General features: G+C 72.2%; 15 protein-coding genes. 7 read left to right on the top strand and 8 right to left on the bottom strand.

What is annotated here, in order from left to right:
* Positions 1-100 precede the first annotated feature (100 nt).
* Genes VMS22_16105 through VMS22_16095 form a run of 3 tightly spaced genes read right to left on the bottom strand, consistent with a single transcriptional unit; the run spans position 101 to position 3,683 of the window.
* On the bottom strand, positions 101-964 hold the full coding sequence (locus VMS22_16105) for an aminotransferase class IV (GenBank protein HXJ35558.1): 864 nt from the start codon (positions 962-964) through the stop codon (positions 101-103).
* Positions 949-2,271, bottom strand: a complete 1,323-nt coding sequence (pabB, locus tag VMS22_16100) for an aminodeoxychorismate synthase component I (GenBank protein ID HXJ35557.1) — start codon at positions 2,269-2,271, stop codon at positions 949-951. The genes VMS22_16105 and pabB overlap by 16 nt, the downstream gene beginning before the upstream one ends.
* Before the next feature lie 35 nt (positions 2,272-2,306).
* Complete coding sequence (locus tag VMS22_16095; protein HXJ35556.1) at positions 2,307-3,683, bottom strand: phenylacetate--CoA ligase family protein; 1,377 nt, start codon at positions 3,681-3,683, stop codon at positions 2,307-2,309.
* 122 nt (positions 3,684-3,805) lie between these two features.
* On the opposite strand from VMS22_16095, the gene VMS22_16090 reads away from it, so the two are divergent.
* Positions 3,806-4,396 (top strand): YceI family protein, encoded by a 591-nt coding sequence (locus VMS22_16090; protein HXJ35555.1) that lies wholly within the window; start codon positions 3,806-3,808, stop codon positions 4,394-4,396.
* Positions 4,389-5,891 carry an acetyl-CoA acetyltransferase gene (locus VMS22_16085; GenBank protein ID HXJ35554.1) on the top strand — a complete coding sequence of 501 codons (1,503 nt, stop codon included), beginning with the start codon at positions 4,389-4,391 and terminating at the stop codon, positions 5,889-5,891. The genes VMS22_16090 and VMS22_16085 overlap by 8 nt, the downstream gene beginning before the upstream one ends.
* Before the next feature lie 34 nt (positions 5,892-5,925).
* Here VMS22_16085 and VMS22_16080 read toward each other — a convergent pair whose 3' ends face one another.
* Both VMS22_16080 and VMS22_16075 read right to left on the bottom strand, forming a co-directional pair.
* Positions 5,926-6,600 carry a class I SAM-dependent methyltransferase gene (locus VMS22_16080; protein ID HXJ35553.1) on the bottom strand — a complete coding sequence of 225 codons (675 nt, stop codon included), beginning with the start codon at positions 6,598-6,600 and terminating at the stop codon, positions 5,926-5,928.
* Between the two features lie 107 nt (positions 6,601-6,707).
* Positions 6,708-7,217, bottom strand: coding sequence for a hypothetical protein (locus tag VMS22_16075; protein ID HXJ35552.1), 510 nt, complete (start codon positions 7,215-7,217; stop codon positions 6,708-6,710).
* Between the two features lie 103 nt (positions 7,218-7,320).
* Between VMS22_16075 and VMS22_16070 the strand changes: the two genes are divergently transcribed.
* Entirely contained in the window at positions 7,321-8,478 is a 1,158-nt protein-coding gene (locus tag VMS22_16070; GenBank protein HXJ35551.1) for an LLM class flavin-dependent oxidoreductase, read from the top strand.
* Here VMS22_16070 and VMS22_16065 read toward each other — a convergent pair.
* From VMS22_16065 to VMS22_16055, 3 genes are all read right to left on the bottom strand, one after another.
* On the bottom strand, positions 8,475-8,975 hold the full coding sequence (locus VMS22_16065) for a Spy/CpxP family protein refolding chaperone (protein HXJ35550.1): 501 nt from the start codon (positions 8,973-8,975) through the stop codon (positions 8,475-8,477). The two genes, VMS22_16070 and VMS22_16065, sit on opposite strands and share 4 nt — an antisense overlap.
* A gap of 73 nt (positions 8,976-9,048) precedes the next feature.
* Positions 9,049-10,209 (bottom strand): MFS transporter, encoded by a 1,161-nt coding sequence (locus VMS22_16060; protein HXJ35549.1) that lies wholly within the window; start codon positions 10,207-10,209, stop codon positions 9,049-9,051.
* A 6-nt stretch (positions 10,210-10,215) separates the two neighbouring features.
* Positions 10,216-11,142 carry a hypothetical protein gene (locus tag VMS22_16055; protein ID HXJ35548.1) on the bottom strand — a complete coding sequence of 309 codons (927 nt, stop codon included), beginning with the start codon at positions 11,140-11,142 and terminating at the stop codon, positions 10,216-10,218.
* A gap of 63 nt (positions 11,143-11,205) precedes the next feature.
* Here VMS22_16055 and VMS22_16050 point away from each other — a divergent pair, with 63 nt between their 5' ends.
* The 4 genes from VMS22_16050 to VMS22_16035 all read left to right on the top strand — a co-directional run.
* Positions 11,206-12,102, top strand: a complete 897-nt coding sequence (locus VMS22_16050) for a S1C family serine protease (GenBank protein ID HXJ35547.1) — start codon at positions 11,206-11,208, stop codon at positions 12,100-12,102.
* A 27-nt stretch (positions 12,103-12,129) separates the two neighbouring features.
* Positions 12,130-13,776 carry a thiamine pyrophosphate-binding protein gene (locus VMS22_16045; protein HXJ35546.1) on the top strand — a complete coding sequence of 549 codons (1,647 nt, stop codon included), beginning with the start codon at positions 12,130-12,132 and terminating at the stop codon, positions 13,774-13,776.
* A gap of 29 nt (positions 13,777-13,805) precedes the next feature.
* Positions 13,806-15,389, top strand: a complete 1,584-nt coding sequence (locus tag VMS22_16040; protein HXJ35545.1) for an acyl--CoA ligase — start codon at positions 13,806-13,808, stop codon at positions 15,387-15,389.
* A 97-nt stretch (positions 15,390-15,486) separates the two neighbouring features.
* Positions 15,487-17,430, top strand: a 1,944-nt coding sequence (locus VMS22_16035) for a choice-of-anchor Q domain-containing protein (GenBank protein HXJ35544.1), incomplete at its 3' end; no start/stop codon positions are given.

Below are 17,430 nucleotides of genomic sequence, written 5' to 3'. Positions count from 1 at the left end.
GACGCCGGCACCGAGAACCGTCGCGCGCGCAAGGCCCTGCGGGCTCGCTCTGCCTCGCCCCCGGCGCGCGCCACGTCTCCATGACGACGGCGGTCGCGGGTCAGTCGTGGGAGAACCTCGACGCGACGCACGTGCGGTAGTGATCCTGTAGCACCCGGGTCGTCGGCCCCGGGTCGCCCTTGCCGACGCGGCGGGCATCGATGCGGACGACGGGGAGCAACTCGATCGTCGATGCCGTGATGAAGACCTCGTCGGCGCGGCGCAGGCGGGCGACGTCGATCGGTCGCTCCTGCGTGGCGATCCCGGCGCGGCGTGCGAGGCGCAGGACCAGCTCGCGCGTCACGCCCTCGAGGATCGATCCGTCCGCAGGAGGCGTCACGAGACGCCCGCGCTCGACGATGAAGACGTTCGACGTGGTGCCCTCGGTGACGAGCCCGGCCGGCGTCACGTAGAGGCCTTCGTCTGCACGACGGCGCGCGGCGAGCATGCGGCCGACGACCGCGCTCGCATGCCCGACGAGCTTCACGGCGCCCCAGCCGGCGCCGGCGTCGCGGGCGAACGGCAGCAACGTGACCCGGATGCCGCGCGTCTGCTGTCCGGCGAGGCCGGCCGGTAGCGCACGCACGGTGAGCAGGATCGTCGGCGGTGCGGAGCGCGCCGGCATCGGCGCCGTGCCCGCGTCGCCGCGCGTGATCGTGAGCCGCGCCGCGCCGTTGGCGAGCCCGTTTCGGCGCAGCAGGCGGCGGGTTCGCACGCGCCAGGCCGACGCGTCGCCGGGCCCGGGCAGCTCCAGGCGTCGGGCCGCCGCGGCGAGCCGCCGGAGGTGCGCCCCCAGGGCGAACGGCTCGCCGCCGTAGGTCCGCCAGGTGTCGTACACGCCGTCGCCGTGCAGGAGGCCGCGATCCAGGGCCGAGATGCGAGCGGCGCGGGCGGCGACGACGCGGCCGTTCAGCCAGACGAGCATCGCTCCAGCGCGCTCGTGCCCTCGCCCAGCGCCGCGCGAATCGCCGCCGTCTTGAGCCAGCACTCGTCGAGCTCGCGCGAGGCGACCGAGTCGACGACGATGCCGCCGCCGGCGTGGTAGCGGAGCCGTCCGTCCTGCACGACGCCCGTGCGGATGGGGAGGCCCAGCTCGACGTCGCCGCGCGGATCGACGAGGCCGATCGCGCCCGTGTAGACGCCGCGTGGCCCCGGCTCGATCTCCGCGATGATCTGCATGGCGCGCCGCTTGGGCGCGCCGGTGATCGAGCCGCCCGGGAAGACGGCGACGAGCAGATCGCCGAGCCCGGCGCCGTCCTCGAGCTCGCCGGAGACGACCGAGACGAGATGATGAACGGTCGGGTGGCTTTCGACGCACGCGTGCGACTCGACGGCAACCGAGCCCACACGGCACACGCGCCCCAGATCGTTGCGCTCGAGGTCGACGATCATCACGTGCTCGGCCCGCTCCTTCGCATCCCGGGCGAGCTCGCTTGCGAGCGCGGCGTCGCGCACGGGATCGGCGCTGCGCGGTCGGGTCCCCTTGATGGGGCGCGTCTCCACGCGCCGGCCGCGCCGGCGAAGCCACAGCTCCGGCGAGTTCGCGACGACCTGCGCGTGGCCCAGGTCGAGATACGCGCCGAAGGGCGCCGGGTTCCGGCGCGCGACGCGCTGGTAGAGCGCCCACGCCGGCCCATGCAGCGGCACGGTGAAGGGCTGCGTGAGGTTCACCTGGTACACGTCGCCGGCGCGGAGGTGGTCGTGGATGCGCTCGACCGCCGCACGGTACGCCTCGCGATCGAGCGTGGCGGCGAGCTCGCCACGCGCGAGCGGCCCGGCGAAGACGGGTGCGGGCGCCGTGAGGCACTCCAGCCACGGCGCGCGCGCGCCGGCGTCGCTCGCGACGAGCGCCCACGTCCCGCGCACGCGGTCGTAGACGAGCATCGGATCGTAGCGCCGCAGCACGGCGAGCGGGACGCCCGGATCGCGGCGTGCGATGCCGGGCACGGTTGCGGCGCCGAGCTCGTAGGTGAGACACGCGACGACGCCCCCGCCGAGCGGAAAGGGGAGCGCGGCCTCCGCCCGCGGCGCCGAGGCGACGAAGCGGACGATCGCCGCGATCGCATCCGGCTCGCTCGCCGTCACCCGGAGCTCGTCCACCGGCGCGCAGCCGAGGAGCGTCACGGGCCGCGCCGGATCCGGCACTTCGACCAGGCACGCGCCGCCGACGGGCGCGAGCGACGCGAGCACGTCGAGCGGATCGCGGTCGAGCGCGAGGGGCGCGAGCTGCATGGAGCGCCGGATCGTAGGAGCCGCTTCCGGGCCGGTCAAGGCGACGACAGCGGGACGAAGCGCTTCATCTTGCCCGACGCCTGGCGGCCGAGCGCATCGACGCGCTCGAGCGTCACCCGCGGACTCGCGATCCCCGCGCGGCGGAGGCCGTCCTCCATCGCCCGCCCGAGTGGCTCGAGCTCGACCGGTCCCGTCGTGGACAGGAGCACGTGCGCGCCGTCCACCGTCTGCCGGACCTGGTACTCGGCGATGTGGCGATGGCGTCCGAGCGGCGCGCGCAGCGCGAGCGGGTGGACGCGAACGCCGCCGGCATACGTGAAGACGTCGTCCGCGCGACCGTGCACGCTCTCGACGGCGCGGTGCTCGGCGCCGCATGGACACGGGTCGGGGCGGAGGACGACGCGATCGGTCACCTCGTAGCGGATGAGTGGCTGCACGGGGTTGAAGAGGTTCGTGAGGAGGATCTTCGCCGCCGGCGTACCCGCCGCCACGGGTAGTCCGGCCTCGTCGACCGGCTCGACGATGCAGAGATCGTCCGGGAGGTGCATGATCGCCCCCTGCCCGCAGGGCATGGCGTACATGCCCTCGGACATGCCCCAGTAGTCGAGGACCGGGACGCCGAACGCGGCTTCGACCTCCGCGCGCGCCTCGGGGAGGAGCGGCTCGCCGCAGCTCATCACGACCTGCGGTGCGATGCGGAGCCGTCCGGCACGCGCCTCGGTGGCGAGCAGCGCCAGAATCGAAGCGTACGAGCCGATGCGCCACGGGCGCAGCGCGTTCAGCCGTTCGACCATGGCCGGCAACGGCGTCGTGGCGGGGATCGACACGAGCGGCAACGGCGCGGGCGGCATGAACAGGCGAACCATCAGGAACGAGACGTGTGCGCCACGATCGGCCCACAGGTTCACGATCGGTCCGGCGTCGGCCGACGGCGGGAAGGGCGGGAGGCCGAGGCGCATGAACCAGCGGCCGACCATGCAGTTGAACGTGATCGCCGCCGCTTCGTCGTAGACGAACACGCCGCGCAGGCCGCTCGAGCCACCCGAGGCGAACCCGTGGTAGCGGCCGAGGAGCGGGGTGTCCGGAAGGCGTTCGATCCAGTCGTTCACGTCGGCGAGGCGGAGCGCCCGATCGGTGACGATCGCGTCGAAGTGCTCCATGAGATCCGTCTTCGTCATCGACGGAATCGAGGCGAGGTCGCTTTCGCCGGCGCGTGCGGGATCGAGCCCGCGCAGGCGCTCGCGATGCCACGGCGAACGCTCGGTCGCCACCGTGAGGAGACGTCGCAGCGCCTGCTCGCGCTCCGCCCGGATCCGATCCGCCGGCCATCCGAGTCGCGCCACCATCTCGGGCATCACGGCGTCACGGGCTGCGAGGCGGCGCGTCAGGGCGTCGGCGGGGGACGTGTCCACGGCACCGCGCTCGTGGCATGGAAGGGCTTCGCTCGGCAAGCTGCCGCCGCGGGCTTCCCACTGCGGAGCGGCTCGGGTAGAGCCTCGGTCCGGACCACCCCATCCAAGGAGGAGACCCGATGATGCTTCGTCGCACTCGACTGCTCGTAGTCGCCCTGCTGCTCGCGGCCCCCGCCGGCGCGGCGACCTGGGAAGCCGACCCGGCCCACTCCTCGGTGCAGTTCGCGATTCGTCACCTGATGATCAGCACCGTGCGCGGCGAGTTCTCGAAGTTCCTCGCCAAGGCGACCGGCGACCCCGCCAATCCCGCCGGCGCCACGATCGAGGCGGTGATCGACGCGTCGAGCATCGACACGCGCAACGAGAAGCGCGACGGGCACCTGAAGACCCCGGACTTCCTCGACGTCGCGAAGTTTCCGGCGATCACCTTCAAGTCGACCAAGATCGAAAAGGCCGGCGAGGGCAAGGCGAAGGTCACGGGCGACCTCACGCTCCACGGCGTGACCAAGCCGGTCGTGCTCGAGGTCGAGGGTCCGACCGCCGTCATCAAGGATCCGATGGGCAACACGAAGGCCGGGGCCCACGCCACGACGAAGATCAACCGCAAGGACTTCGGCATCACCTGGAACAAGTCGCTCGACGGGGGCGGCCTCATGGTCGGCGAGGAGATCGAGATCACGATCGACATCGAGGCCGTGAAGCAGGGTGAGTGACGACCGCGCCCCGATCCTGGTCGGGGCGGGCCAGCTGACCCAGCGCGACGTCGAGCCCGACCGGGCGCTCGAGCCGGTCGCGATGATGGCCGCCACGGCGCGTCTCGCGGCCGAGGATGCCGGCGCAGGCGACCGCCTGCTCGCCGCCGTCGACTCGCTCGCGGTCGTGAACGTCTTCAGCTTCCCGTACGGCAACGCGCCGCGCCTGCTCGCGGAGCGACTCGGCATCCGGCCGCGCGAGGAGCTCTACACGACCATCGGCGGCAACACGCCGCAGTGGCTCGTCAACGGGGCGGCGGCGAGGATCGCGGCGGGGAAGGCTGGCGTGGTGCTCCTCGCCGGCGCCGAGACCGTGCGCTCGGTCGTGCGCGCGCGCCGCCAGCACGTGCGGCTCGCGTGGGGCGGCGGTGACGGCACGCCGGCCGTCGTGGGCGAGGACCGCGACGGCACGAGCCCGTACGAGACCGCCCACGGCCTCGTGATCCCGACCGTGATCTATCCGCTCTTCGAGAACGCGATCCGCGCGCGGCGGGGCTGGTCGCTCGAGGAGCACGCGCGCCGCCTGGGCGCGCTCTGCAGTCGCTTCGCCGCGGTGGCAGCCGAGAACCCCCACGCCTGGTTCCGCGAGCGCCGCACCCCGGAGGAGATCGCGACCGTCACCGCCGACAACCGGATGATCGGCTATCCGTATCCGAAGCTCATGAACGCCATCCTCGACGTCGACCAGGCCGCCGCCGTGATCATGACGTCGGCCGGCCGCGCACGCGCGCTCGGCATCCACCCGTCGCGCTGGGTGTACCTGTGGGGCGCGGCCGACGCCCACGACCATTGGTTCGTCTCCGAGCGCGTCGACTACGCGAGCTCGCCCGCGATCCGTGCGGTCGGAGAAGCGGCGCTCGCGCAGGCCGGGACCGACGTCGGGGCGATCGATCACTTCGATCTCTACAGCTGCTTTCCGAGCGCGGTGCAGATCGGGCGCGACATGCTCGGCATTCCCGAGGACGACCCGCGTCCGCTCACCGTGACGGGCGGTCTCGCCTACTTCGGCGGTCCCGGAAACAACTACTCGATGCACGCCATCGCGACGATGATGGATCGCCTGCGTGCCGCGCCGGGAACGAAAGGGCTCGTGACCGCGCTCGGCTGGTACCTCACCAAGCACGCGCTCGGCATCTACGGGACGGCGCCGCCGCCGCGTCCGTTCGCGCCGACCGACGGTGCCGCGGTGCAACGGGCGGTCGATGCCGAGCCCGCTCCCGCGCTGGTGGAAGCGGCGAGCGGCCGGGCGACGATCGAGACGTACACGGTGCTCCACGACCGCGACGGCGCGCCCGTGCGCGGCATCGTCGTGGGGCGGACGGAGGACGGCCGCCGGTTTCTCGCCAACACACCCGGCGATCGCACCGTCCTGGACGCGCTCGTCGCGCGCGAGGCCATCGGCGGTCCCGGCACGGTGCGGCGCGACGGCGACACGAACGTCTTCGATCCCGCCTAGATCGGCACGGCCTTGCTCGCAAAGAGCCGGCCGGTCATCGCGGCTGGAAGATCAGGAAGTACTGGTAGGGCAGGAAGGTCGGCTCGTCGACGAGGCGGTAGCCGGCCTCCTCCACCTCCTGCACCACCATCTCGCGCGCGAGCTTGTGGGCCATCTCCGGACCCACGGGCAGCGGTCGCTTCTGCCAGTCGACGACCGCGATGCGACCCCCGGGACGAAGCGCGCGCCGGAGATTGCGCAGGTACGTGATGCGGTCGTCGATGTGGTGATACGTGTCGACGATCAGCACGACGTCGACGAGCCCCGCGGGCAGGCGCGGGTTGTCGGGTGAGGCGAGGATCGGGACGACGTTCGCCGTGCCCTCGCGCTCCGCGCGGGCACGCAGATGGGCGACGAGGTTCGGCTCGAGCTCGACCGCGAACACCGTGCCCGTCGTTCCGACCGCGCTCGAGAGAAGGCGGCTGAAGTATCCGGTGCCGGCGCCGAGATCGGCGACCCGCTGCCCCGCACGCAGCCCCAGCGCGGCGACCAGCTCCTCGGGCTTCTGCCACGCGGCGCGAGCGGGGTCGTCGAACACCTTCGACCAGTAGACCGGGTCGTCGAAGGGATGGTGCACGGTGGCGTCGTGCCCGGAGCCGGCGTGTGCCGATCCGCTCGCGAGGACGAGCGCCAGCACGCAGGCCAACACCGAGCGACGACGACGCGACACACCGCTCGAATAGCCGTCGGCGCGTACACCGTCGAGCACCGTGCGCCGGTGGACGGCCAGTGCCGGATTCGCCCACCAGCGGCCCGATCGCCGGGCCGCGCGGCGACCTATGATTGCGGGCAGGCCGCGATGCAGCTCTTGAAGGTCGAGCGGCAGGCGTCGAGCGCGGCCTTCACCTCGGTGTCGGCGCGGAACGCTTCGCGGCACGTGTCGCGACAGACGAACGCCGTCACCTGTGCCGCGTCGACGCAGACGTCGCAGGTCGCGTCCCCGTTGCACGGGGCGCCGCAGGTCTGCTTCGCCTGATCGAGCGTCGTACGGCATGCGGTCGTGCCGCCGTCGCACCCGGCGAGGGTTCCGCCGCTCGGGAGCTTGCCGGTCGTGAGCACGTCCTCGATCGTGTCGATGCAGGCCTGACGACCCGCAAGGCACGCCTTGCCGCACGCGGGATCGACGCCGCGGCACGCGAACTTCGTCGTCTTGAAGTCGTCACGACACTGCGCGACGCAGGCCCCGAACGTCGTGCGCGCGTCGCGCAGGCAGCTCGGATCGGTCGCGAGCGCCGACCCGGCGGAGAGCCCGATACCGAGCACCAACGCCACTCCCCAACTCTTCATGGTTCCTCCTCGCCCCCGCCTTCCAGGGTCCGGTCGGGGCGGCGAGTGTCAAACAGCCGTCGCGGGGATGCGCGCCCGCAACGCACGGTGCTAGGAGGGGTCCGTGAAGGTCTCCCTCTTCTATCTGCCCACCATCGGCAGCCGCGCCGAGATGGAGCGCGGGATGGCGGGGCTGCGACGCGATCTCTACGGCCGCATGCTGCGCGAGCTCGGCGAGCAGGCGCGTCTCGCGGACGACCTCGGCTACGACTCGATCAGCTTCACCGAGCACCACTTCCACGTCGAGGGGTTCGAGATCTCGAACAACCCGATCCTGCTCGACCTCTTCGTCGCCATGCAGACGCGCCGCATCCGGGTGGGCCAGCTCGGCATCGTGCTGCCGGCGCAGAACCCGATCCGCGTCGCCGAGGACATCGCGATGCTCGACCACATGAGCGGTGGGCGCGCCAACGCCGGCTTCGCACGCGGCTACCAGCGGCGCTGGGTCGACGTCATGGCGCAGCAGCTCCACGGCATCCACGGCGCCCGCCCGCACGAGCACGACGCGATCGACGAGGCGAACCGCGCCGCCTTCGAGGAATCGTTCCGCATCATCAAAAAGGCGTGGACGGAGGATCTCCTCACGCACGACGGACGCTACTGGCGCGTCCCGCCCGGACCGACGCCGTGGGACATCGAGTACACGCGCCGCTTCGGCGCCGGCGTCGAGGACGGAATCGTGCGCGCGGTCGGCGTGGTGCCGAAGCCGCTCCAGATCCCGCACCCGCCGCTCTTCCAGCCGTTCGCGTCCTCCGACCGCAGCATCCGGTGGTGCGCCGAAGAAGGCGTGACCGCGATCCTGCCGCCGCTCCACCCGGTGCTCGAGGAACGCCTCGTGCGCCTCTATGCCGACGTCTCCGGCCGCCCGCTGGGCGACGGCGTCGGCGTGCTCCGCGACGTCGTCGTCGCGCGCACCGACGACGAGGCGATGGCGCTCTGGAACGACAGCGGCGCGTACTGCGGCGGGGCCTGGTTCGCGCCGTTCGGCTTCTCGCGCGGGCTCGCGCACCCGGACACGGGCGAGACGCCGGACCTCTTCGCCGAGAGCCTGGCCCTGGTCGGCTCGGCCGATACGGTCGCGCGCCAGCTCGAGCGCCTGCGAGCGCGGCTCCCCGTGCGCTGGCTCTTCGCATGGACCTACAACGGCCTCGTGCCGCACGCAGAGCTCCTGCGCTCGATCGAGCTGTTCGCGCGCGAGGTGCTGCCGCGGGCATCGCGCTAGCCCGGGGCCATCGGATTCGTGCGTACGCGCTTGGTGGGGACGCGGAAGCCGTCCCGGAGGGACGCCACCTGCTCGACCTGCTCGGGGGTGAGCTCCTTGCGCACGTCGAGCGCGGTCGTGACGCGCGCGCGGACGAGCTCGCTGCGGATCTCCAGCTCCTGCTGAACCAGGGGATCGAGGTCCTGCTCGCTCAGGTCGCCTGGGCCGAGGAGTCTGTCCTCGATGGCGCGCTTCGCCGCCTTGTCGTCGGCGGCGAGCTGATGCAGCGCGCGCGTGTGCGTTCGCAGGACGCTCTGGACCGAGTGGCGTTGATCCGCGGTGAGGTCGAGCGCGTGCAGGGCGGAGGGTGTTCCGAAGAACGCACCCGCACCGATTCCGCCGTCGTCGTGCGTCTGACGTCCGAGAGCCGGCAAGGTCGCGGTGACGCCCACCACGAACGACGTCACCGCGAGGATGCTCGGCAGGTTGCGTCGCGTTTCGACGTCCAGTGTCGCCATGCTCCTTGCTCCTTTTGTTGATGGGACGGCGAGCCGTACGCCGTTGTTCACGGCGTGGCGGAACTCCTCGGAGCTAGGCGCGCACGCGTCCGGCGGCGAACGCGATCCAGCCGAGCGCGCCGACGACCACCGCGAGCGCGCCGGGCAACGTCACGGCGTCGGCGACGAGGCCGATGAGCGGTGGGCCGGCGAGAAGCCCCACGTAGCCGGCAGTGCCGACGGCGGCGATCCCCTCGCTCGGCGCCACGCCGGGGAGGCGTCCCGCCGCACGGAAGACGATGGGAATCAGGTTCGCGATGCCGAACCCGACCGCTGCGAAGCCAGCGATCGCGGCGCCCGGGCGCCCGAGCAGGAGCGCGCCGCCGAACCCGAGCGCGGCCGCGGCCGTGCACAGGCGGACGAGCCGCGTGTCGCCGAGGCGCGCGACGAGCGCGTCGCCGAGGAAGCGTCCCGCCGCCATGGCGAGCGAGAACGCGGCGAAGCCGAGCGCAGCCGTCGCCGCGCTCGTGCCGAGCGACCGCTGCAGGTAGATCGCGCTCCAGTCGCCCATCGCGCCCTCGGAGAGGAGCGCCAGGAACGCGATGGCGCCCAGGCCGACGAGCGCGCCGGACGGCAGTGCGAAGCGCCGCCCCTCATCGCGGACGTCGGCCGCGGGCGGCATGAGCGCGAGCGACGCGATCGCCGTCGCGAGACCGAAGCAGAGCGTCGCGCCGGCGACGTGCGCGACGGACGACGTGCCCGCGCGCAGCGCGAGCGCAGCGAGACCGGCGCCCGCGAGCCCGCCCACGCTCCACATGGCGTGGAGCGACGACATGATCGGGCGTGGCCAGCGCGCCTCGACCGCCACCGCATGCGCGTTCATCGAGACGTCGAGCGCACCGTTGCCCGCGCCGACCAGGAAGAGCGCCGCCACCAGCGCGGGCAGCGTCGGCGCGAGCACCGGCAGCAGCAGCGCGCCGAAGAAGAGGGCCGCACTCGCCCGCACGACGGTCCGGCTGCCGGCGCGCCCCGTCACCCATCCGGAGAGTGGAATGCCGACGAGCGCGCCCGCCGCCATCGACAGGAGCGCGAGCCCGAGGACGCCCGGCGCGAGAGCGAGCTTCATCTGCACCATGGGAATGTGCGGCACCCAGCTCGCGAGTCCCGCGCCGTTGGCGAAGAACACGACCGCGAGCGCGACCCGTGCCGTGGTCGGCGGGTTCTGCATCGACGACGAGATGCCGGACGCTGGCATGAGGTGTCAGCCGTTCGGCGCCGCCAGCAGGGGTGCGATCGCCGCGCCGATGGCGTCGCCCGCGACCCGGTGGCCCTCGGCAGACAGATGAAGCCCGTCGACGTACAGGTCCTTGCCCTCGGCGCGGTAGATCGGGGTGAGGTCGAGCGCCGCCGCCCCGACTTGGGGCGCGAGGCCGAGGTAGCGGGCCCGTGCCGGCTCGGCCGCGCCGGCGACCGCCTCGATCGTCGGATGCCACACGAGCAGCACCCGCACGCCGCGCGCACGTCCCGCTTCCGCGATCGCGCGGTACGTGGCGAGGTTCTCGTCGGCCAGGCGCTCGAGGTCGGCGGCCGGCTTCGCCGTCTTGTAGGCCGTCACGACCTTGTAGGACCCGAGCACGAGCAGCTCCTCCCAGGCGGTGCGGGGGCTGTGGTTCATGTAGGGCACCTCGCCGACGTGCGTCTTCTCGCGACGGAAGTCGTCCTCGAGCGCGGTCACGATCCACACCGAGCTGTCGAAGCCGCCGCTCTCGCCGACGAGGCCGAGGATGTTCTGCGGGCCCCAGCCGTTCACGCCGGCGTCGAGCCACTCGACGCGGACTCCTCGGGACGCGAGCGCACGTGCCGCCACCGCGGCGAAGAGCGCGTCGTCGTCGACGTAGCTGCCGCCCCAGGTGACCGAGTCGCCGAGAAAGAGCAGGCGCACGACGCCGGGCGGGCGCGTGGCCGCGACGTCGGGTCCGCGCACGCCGAGCGCGTTCACGTGGACGCGCGCGCCGCCGATCCGCCGTCGCGTCTGGTCGGGGAGCGGCCGATAGCCGTACGCGAGACGATTGTCGTACAGCACGGGATCGCCGAGACCGAACGCGCGCAGCGCGACCTCGCCGAGTCCCGCCGCCGCGACGACGCCGAGCGCGAAGACGAGCACGGTCCCGAGCCATCCCGATCGCATGCGAGCCTTTGTACACGCTGCGCGCCCTTGCGTCCCGTCGGGGCAGCGACTAGCGTGCGCGCCGTGAACGCGAGCGTGCACCTCCTCGGGCGGGTTCTCCCCGCGACCGTGCACATCAAGTCGCAGATTCCCGCCGACCATCCGTCGGCGCGCATCCTCGGCACCGAGCGCATGGGATCGGGCACGGTCATCGACACGAACGGTCTCATCCTCACCGTCAACTACGTCGTGCTCGGCGCGAGTGAGATCACCGTCACGCTCCTCGACCAGCAGGAGTACGCGGGCACGGTCGTGAAGCACGACTTCCGCTCGGGGCTGGGGCTCGTCCGCATCGGCGAGACGGGTCTGCCCGCGCTCCCGATGCGCCGCTCGACCGAGGCGCACGTGGGGGACGACATCTTCATCCTGGCGAGCATCGGTGGGGGGCAGGCGCGCCTGTCGACGGGCAACATCAGCTACATCGGGCCCTTCGACGCCAACTGGGAGTACGTGATCGACCGCGGGATCATGACCACGGCCATGAACCCGGGGCTGGGCGGCGGCCCGCTCCTGAACTCGCTCGGGCACGTCCTCGGCGTCGTGTCGCTCAACCTGAACGAGATCGGCAAGTTCTCGCTCGCGATCCCGTCGGAGTACTACCTCGATGCGAAGGACGCGTTCCTCGCGGCCGGCGCCCCCGGCATGGGGACGCGCGCCTGGCTCGGCGTCTTCTGCTACGCGATGAACGACCACGTCGTCGTCGCGGGCGTGCTGCCGGGCGGACCGGGCGACCTGGCGGGGCTCAAGGCCGGCGACGTCATCCTCGGAGTCGACGATCGCGACGTGGCCGATCGGGCGACGCTCTACCGGTACATGTGGACGCGGCAGCCCGGCGAGCCGGTGGCCGTGCGGATCTTCCGCGGCAACCAGGCGCGCACGGTCACGATCGCCGCCGGGGACGTGGTGGCGTTCTTCGCATGATCGTCGCATAGCCCCGTGCGAGCGACGATGCCCTTGGGCGACTTCCTGGTCGCCTACCTCCAGAAGATCGGCGTCACGCACCTGTTCGGTATCCCGGGCGATCTCGTGCTGCGGCTCTTCTTCCGGCTGGCCGAGCGCCGCGGTATGCGCGTGGTCACGCTCTCGCACGAGCCGGGCGTCGGGTTCGCGGCCGACGGCTACGCGCGCGCGACCGGCCGGATCGGCGTCGCGTGCGTCACCTACGGCGCCGGCGGCCACAACATGGTGAATCCGGTCGCCGGCTCGTTCGCCGAGCGCGTGCCCGTGCTGGTCGTCAGCGGCGGGCCGGGCGCCGGCGAACGCAAGCTCGGCACGTTGATCCATCATCAGGCGAAGGAGGTCGAGTCGCAGCTCCGCATCTATCGCGAGGTGACGTGCGCGGCGCATCTCCTGGACGATCCCCGCACCGCCGCCGAGCAGGTCGACGAGGTCGTGCGGACCGTCTGGCGCGAGCAGCGGCCGGGCTACCTCGAGATCCATCGCGACATGGTCGACCGGCGCGTCGTGGTGCCGCGCGCTCTGCGGGCGTGGGACGGGACGCTGGCGTTCGCGCGCTCCGACGAGGCGAACCTCGCCGAGGCGGTGCGCGACGCCGCCGAGCGCCTGGACGCCGCGCGCCGTCCGATCGTGAGCGTCGGCATCGAGGCCTACCGCTACAAGCTCGGCCGTGACGTCCGTCTGCTCGCCGAGAAGATCGGCGCGCCGGTCGTGACGACGGTGCTGTCCAAAGGCGCCTTCCCGATGGACCACCCGCTCTACCTGGGCGTCCACATGGGCGCGATCTCGCCGGCGCCGATCGTCCGGCGCGTCGCGCGCGCCGATCTCATCCTCAACCTGGGCGGGATGCGGACGGACATGGATCAGGGCGTCGGCGATCCGATCGGCGCCGAGCGCGCGATCGCCGCCGTCGACGGCCGCGTCGACGTGAGCTTCCACAGCTACCGCGACGTGCACATCCGGGACTTCGTACGCGGCCTGCTCCGCGTCCGCCTGCACCGGCACCGCGAGCGCGTGCGCTACGTGAACAACCTGCCGACCGAGACCCGGCCGCTCGACGCATCGCTGCGCGTCGCCGATCTTCTGTGCGAGCTGAATCGCTTCCTCGCCGGTCGCCGCGGCTACACGGTCGTCGCGGAATCGGGCGACATGCTGTTCGCCGGGCTCGACGTGAAGGTCGACCGCGGCGGCGGCTATCTCGCGCAAGGGTTCTACGCCTCGATGGGCTTCGGTGTCCCGGGCGCGCTTGGCGCGGAGCTCGGCACCGGCACGCGACCGATCGTGCTGTCGGGCGACGGGGCGTTCCAGATGACGGGTCCCGAGATCGCGCAGGCGCCGCGCTACGGCCTGCGGCCGATCGTCGTCGTCGTCAACAACGGCGGCTGGCAGATCTTCCGCCCGGTCGTCGAGCGTCCCGAGCTGCTCGCGGTGCCGAGCTGGCCGTACGCCGACCTTGCGCGCGCCTGGGGCGGCCTCGGCGTCCGCGTGCGGCACGTCGGCGAGCTGCGGCGCGCCTTCGAGCGGGCGGCGAAGGAAAAAGGTTTCGTCGTCATCGAAGCGGTGGTTGCGCAGGACGACCTTTCGCCGGTATCGCGGAAGTACATCCAGGCATCGGCACGGCGGGGGCGGGGGCGATGATCACACCGGGGCGACGATACGACGACCTCGTGGCGCACTTCCGATGGGACGTTCCGGCCGAGTTCAACTTCGGTGCGCTCGTCGACGCGTGGGCGACCGATCGAAGCCGTATCGCCCTCTACTGGGAGAACGAGGCCGGACGCAGCGAACGCCACACCTTCTGGGACGTCGCCAAGGCGTCGAACCGCGTGATGAACGCGCTCGCCGGCCTCGGCGTGCGCCGCGGCGACGCGGTCCTCGTCATGCTGCCGCGCGTCCCGGCGTGGCAGGCGGCGATCATCGGAACCCTCAAGCTCGGAGCGATCGTGATCCCGTGCACGGCGTCGCTGCGGGCGAAGGACATCGCGTATCGGGTCGGCCACAGCGGCGCCCGCGCCGTCGTCACGACGGCGGCGCAGGCCGCCGAGGTCGATGCCGCCGTGCCCGACCGCGCGACCCTTCCCGTACGACTCGCGCTCGGCGGCGCGCCCGCCGGCTGGCACGACCTCGACGCGACGCTCGCGCGGGCACGGGCGACCGGCACGCCGGCGCGCACGCGCTCCGACGAGCCGGCGATCTGCTTCTACACCTCGGGGACGACCAAGGAGCCGAAAGCCGTCCTCCACGCGCACGGCTACACGTTCGCGCACCGCTGGACCGGCGAGTACTGGCTCGACCTGCGGCGCACGGATCTGCACTGGACGACGTCCGACACGGGCTGGGCCAAGGCCGCGTGGGGCGTGCTCTACGGGCCGTGGATGAACGGTGTCCCCGTGCTCATGTTCGACGGGCGCTTCGATCCCGAGCGCGAGATGGGACTCCTCGAGCGCTACGAGGTCTCGGTCTTCTGCGCGCCGCCGACTGAGTACCGGCTGCTGGTGAAGCAGGACCTCTCCAGGTGGCGGCTCCCGCGCCTGCGCCATTGCGTCGGCGCCGGCGAGCCGCTGAATCCCGAGGTCATCCATACCTGGCACGAGCGTTTCGGCCTGCTCGTCCACGACGGCTACGGGCAGACCGAGAGCTGCGTGCTGGCGGCGAACCTGCCGTTCCTCCCGATCCGTCCGGGCTCGATGGGGAAGCCGTTTCCCGGACACGACCTGCGGGTGATCGGCGACGACGGCGCCGAGGTGGCGGCGGGCGAGGTCGGCGATCTCGGGCTGCGCGGCACGCCGCCGTCGCTCTTTCGCGAGTACTGGAAGAATCCCGAGGAGACGGCCGCGTGCCGGCGCGGCGATTGGTATCTCACCGGCGACCGGGCGCGTCGCGACGAGGACGGCTACCTCTGGTTCGTCGGCCGCGCCGACGACGTCATCATCTCCGCCGGCTATCGCATCGGGCCGTTCGAGGTGGAGAGCGCGCTCCTCGAGCACGCCGCCGTCCTGGAGTCCGCCGCCGTCGCGAGCCCCGATCCCGACCGGGGCGAGATCGTCAAGGCATTCGTCGTCCTGCGGCCCGGGCAGACGCCCGGCGACGCGCTCGCCCGCGAGCTGCAGGACCACGTGAAGAAGGTGACCGCGCCCTACAAGTACCCGCGCGAGATCGAGTTCGTGGACAGCCTGCCGAAGACCGTCTCGGGCAAGATCCGGCGCGTCGAGCTGCGGGAGCGCGAACGCCGGAGGAAAGCCACCGCCTAGCTAGGGCGCCATCAGGGCCGACGGCTGGCAGGACGCCCGGGTTTGCCAGTAGGGTGTCGCCGACGGACCGGGGTAGGTGTCCGTCGGGGGTGACCGCATGAGGACCATCGTCGGCATCGCCGTGGCTGCGGCGATCGGGTTCGGCGCTGCCAGCGTCCGCGCGGACACCTACGTCGTGAACAGCACGGTCGACGCGGTGGACGTCGCCATCGGCAACGGGGCGTGCGCGGCGGCGAGCGGGGCGTGCACGCTGCGCGCCGCGGTGCAGGAGGCGAACGCCCACGCCGGCGCAGACGTCGTCACGCTGCCGGCGGGGCTGTTCGTCTTGTCGCTCATCGGTCCCGGCGAGCTCGCCGGGGCCACCGGCGACCTCAACGTCACCGACACGCTCGAGATCGACGGCGCGGGGCGGGACGCCACCATCATCGACGGGCTCCACAGCGATCGGGTTCTCCACTCGACGGCGAGCGACCTCACCGTGCGCGACCTCACCCTGCAAAACGGCCTCGCCTCGACGGCCGGCGGCGGCCTGGAGCAGGCCGCGGCCGGGAACGTCACGATCGAACGCGTCCGCTTCGAGGGCAACCACGCCGCCTCGGCCGGCGCACTGATGATGGGCAACGGCGCGCTCACGATCTCCGACAGCGCGTTCGACGCGAACAGCGCCGACGGCGCCGGCGGCGGCGGCCTCGTCGGTGGATCAGGGCCCGTCACCGTCGCGAACACGACGTTCACGAGCAACGTGAGCGTCGCGCAGTCGGGTGGCGCGTTTGCGATGGACGTCGGGGGAGCCGTCACGTTCACGAATTGCGTCTTCACGTCGAACTTCGCCGCCACCTTGGCCGGCGGGCTCGGGGTGGCGAGCGCCGCGACGTTCTCGCTCGACGGGTGCACGTTCGACGACAACCTGGCCGGCACGGGGGGCGCGTTCTTCTATCAGGGCGGGGTGGGCCCGAGCAGCATCACCGTCACGAACACCAAGGCACGCTCGAACTTCGCGGCCTCGACCGGCGGCGGCTTCCTCGAGGGCCAGACGATCCGGGTGTCGGGCAGCGAGTTCGCCGACAACGTGAGCCTGACCGGAAATGGCGGAGGTCTTCACCTGATGGCGACCACGGAGGCGACCGTGGAGACGACCGTGCTCCGTCGCAACACGGTGGGCGACGGCCTCGGAGCTGGCCTCGGCGCCGCGTCGGGTGGTGCGGTCACGTTGACCGACGTGGAGGCGAGCGACAACGCTGGCCGGGTGGGTGGCGGGGTCTACGTCACCGCCGCGAGCGCCGTCCTGACGCGGGTTCGGCTTCTGCGCAACGAGGCCACGATGTTCGGCGGGGGCGCCGCACTTTTCGGCGCGACGACCGTGGGCGATTCCACCGTCGACGGCAACATCGGGGGCGGCATCGGCGGAGGACTCTACCTCTTCGGACCCACGTCGGACGTCACGAGCTCGACCGTATCCGGGAACCGCACCGTGGGGGCAGGCGGCGGTGCGGCGTTCGTGGGCGTGGCGACGGTGACCAACGTGACGTTCTCCGGAAACGCCGCCGACGGTTTCGGTGGCGGCGGGTACGTGGAAGGCACGGTCACGATGCGCAACGTGACGCTCGCCGACAACACGGCACCCATGGGGAGTGCCCTCCGGTGGGAGACCGGCAGCCTGACGCTCGCGAGCTCGATCGTCACCGGCGCGGCCGGAAACCATTGCTTCGGGGTCACCTCGGGCGACTTCAACCTCGATTCCGACGGGACGTGCGGGCTCGGCGGCGCCAACGATCGGAGCCACGTCGATCCGCAGCTGGGCCCGCTCGCCGACAACGGCGGCCCGACGCTCACGCACCTGCCGGCGGCCACGAGCCCCGCCATCGACGCGGCCAACCCGAGCGGCTGCCCGGCGACCGATCAGCGCGGCCAGGCGCGGCCCACCGACGGCAACGGCGACGCCGCGGCCGTCTGCGACATCGGCGCGGTCGAGTTCCTGGACCTGTGCCTCGCCGATCCGAACAAGACGCTGCCCGGCATCTGCGGGTGCGGCGTGCCCGAT

The organism is Candidatus Eisenbacteria bacterium, from assembly GCA_035577985.1.
In the GTDB taxonomy this organism is placed as follows: Bacteria; Desulfobacterota; Binatia; order DP-6; family DP-6; genus DATJZY01.
Note: the sequence above shows the minus strand (reverse complement) of the source record. Positions and strands in the feature narration are given on the sequence as shown.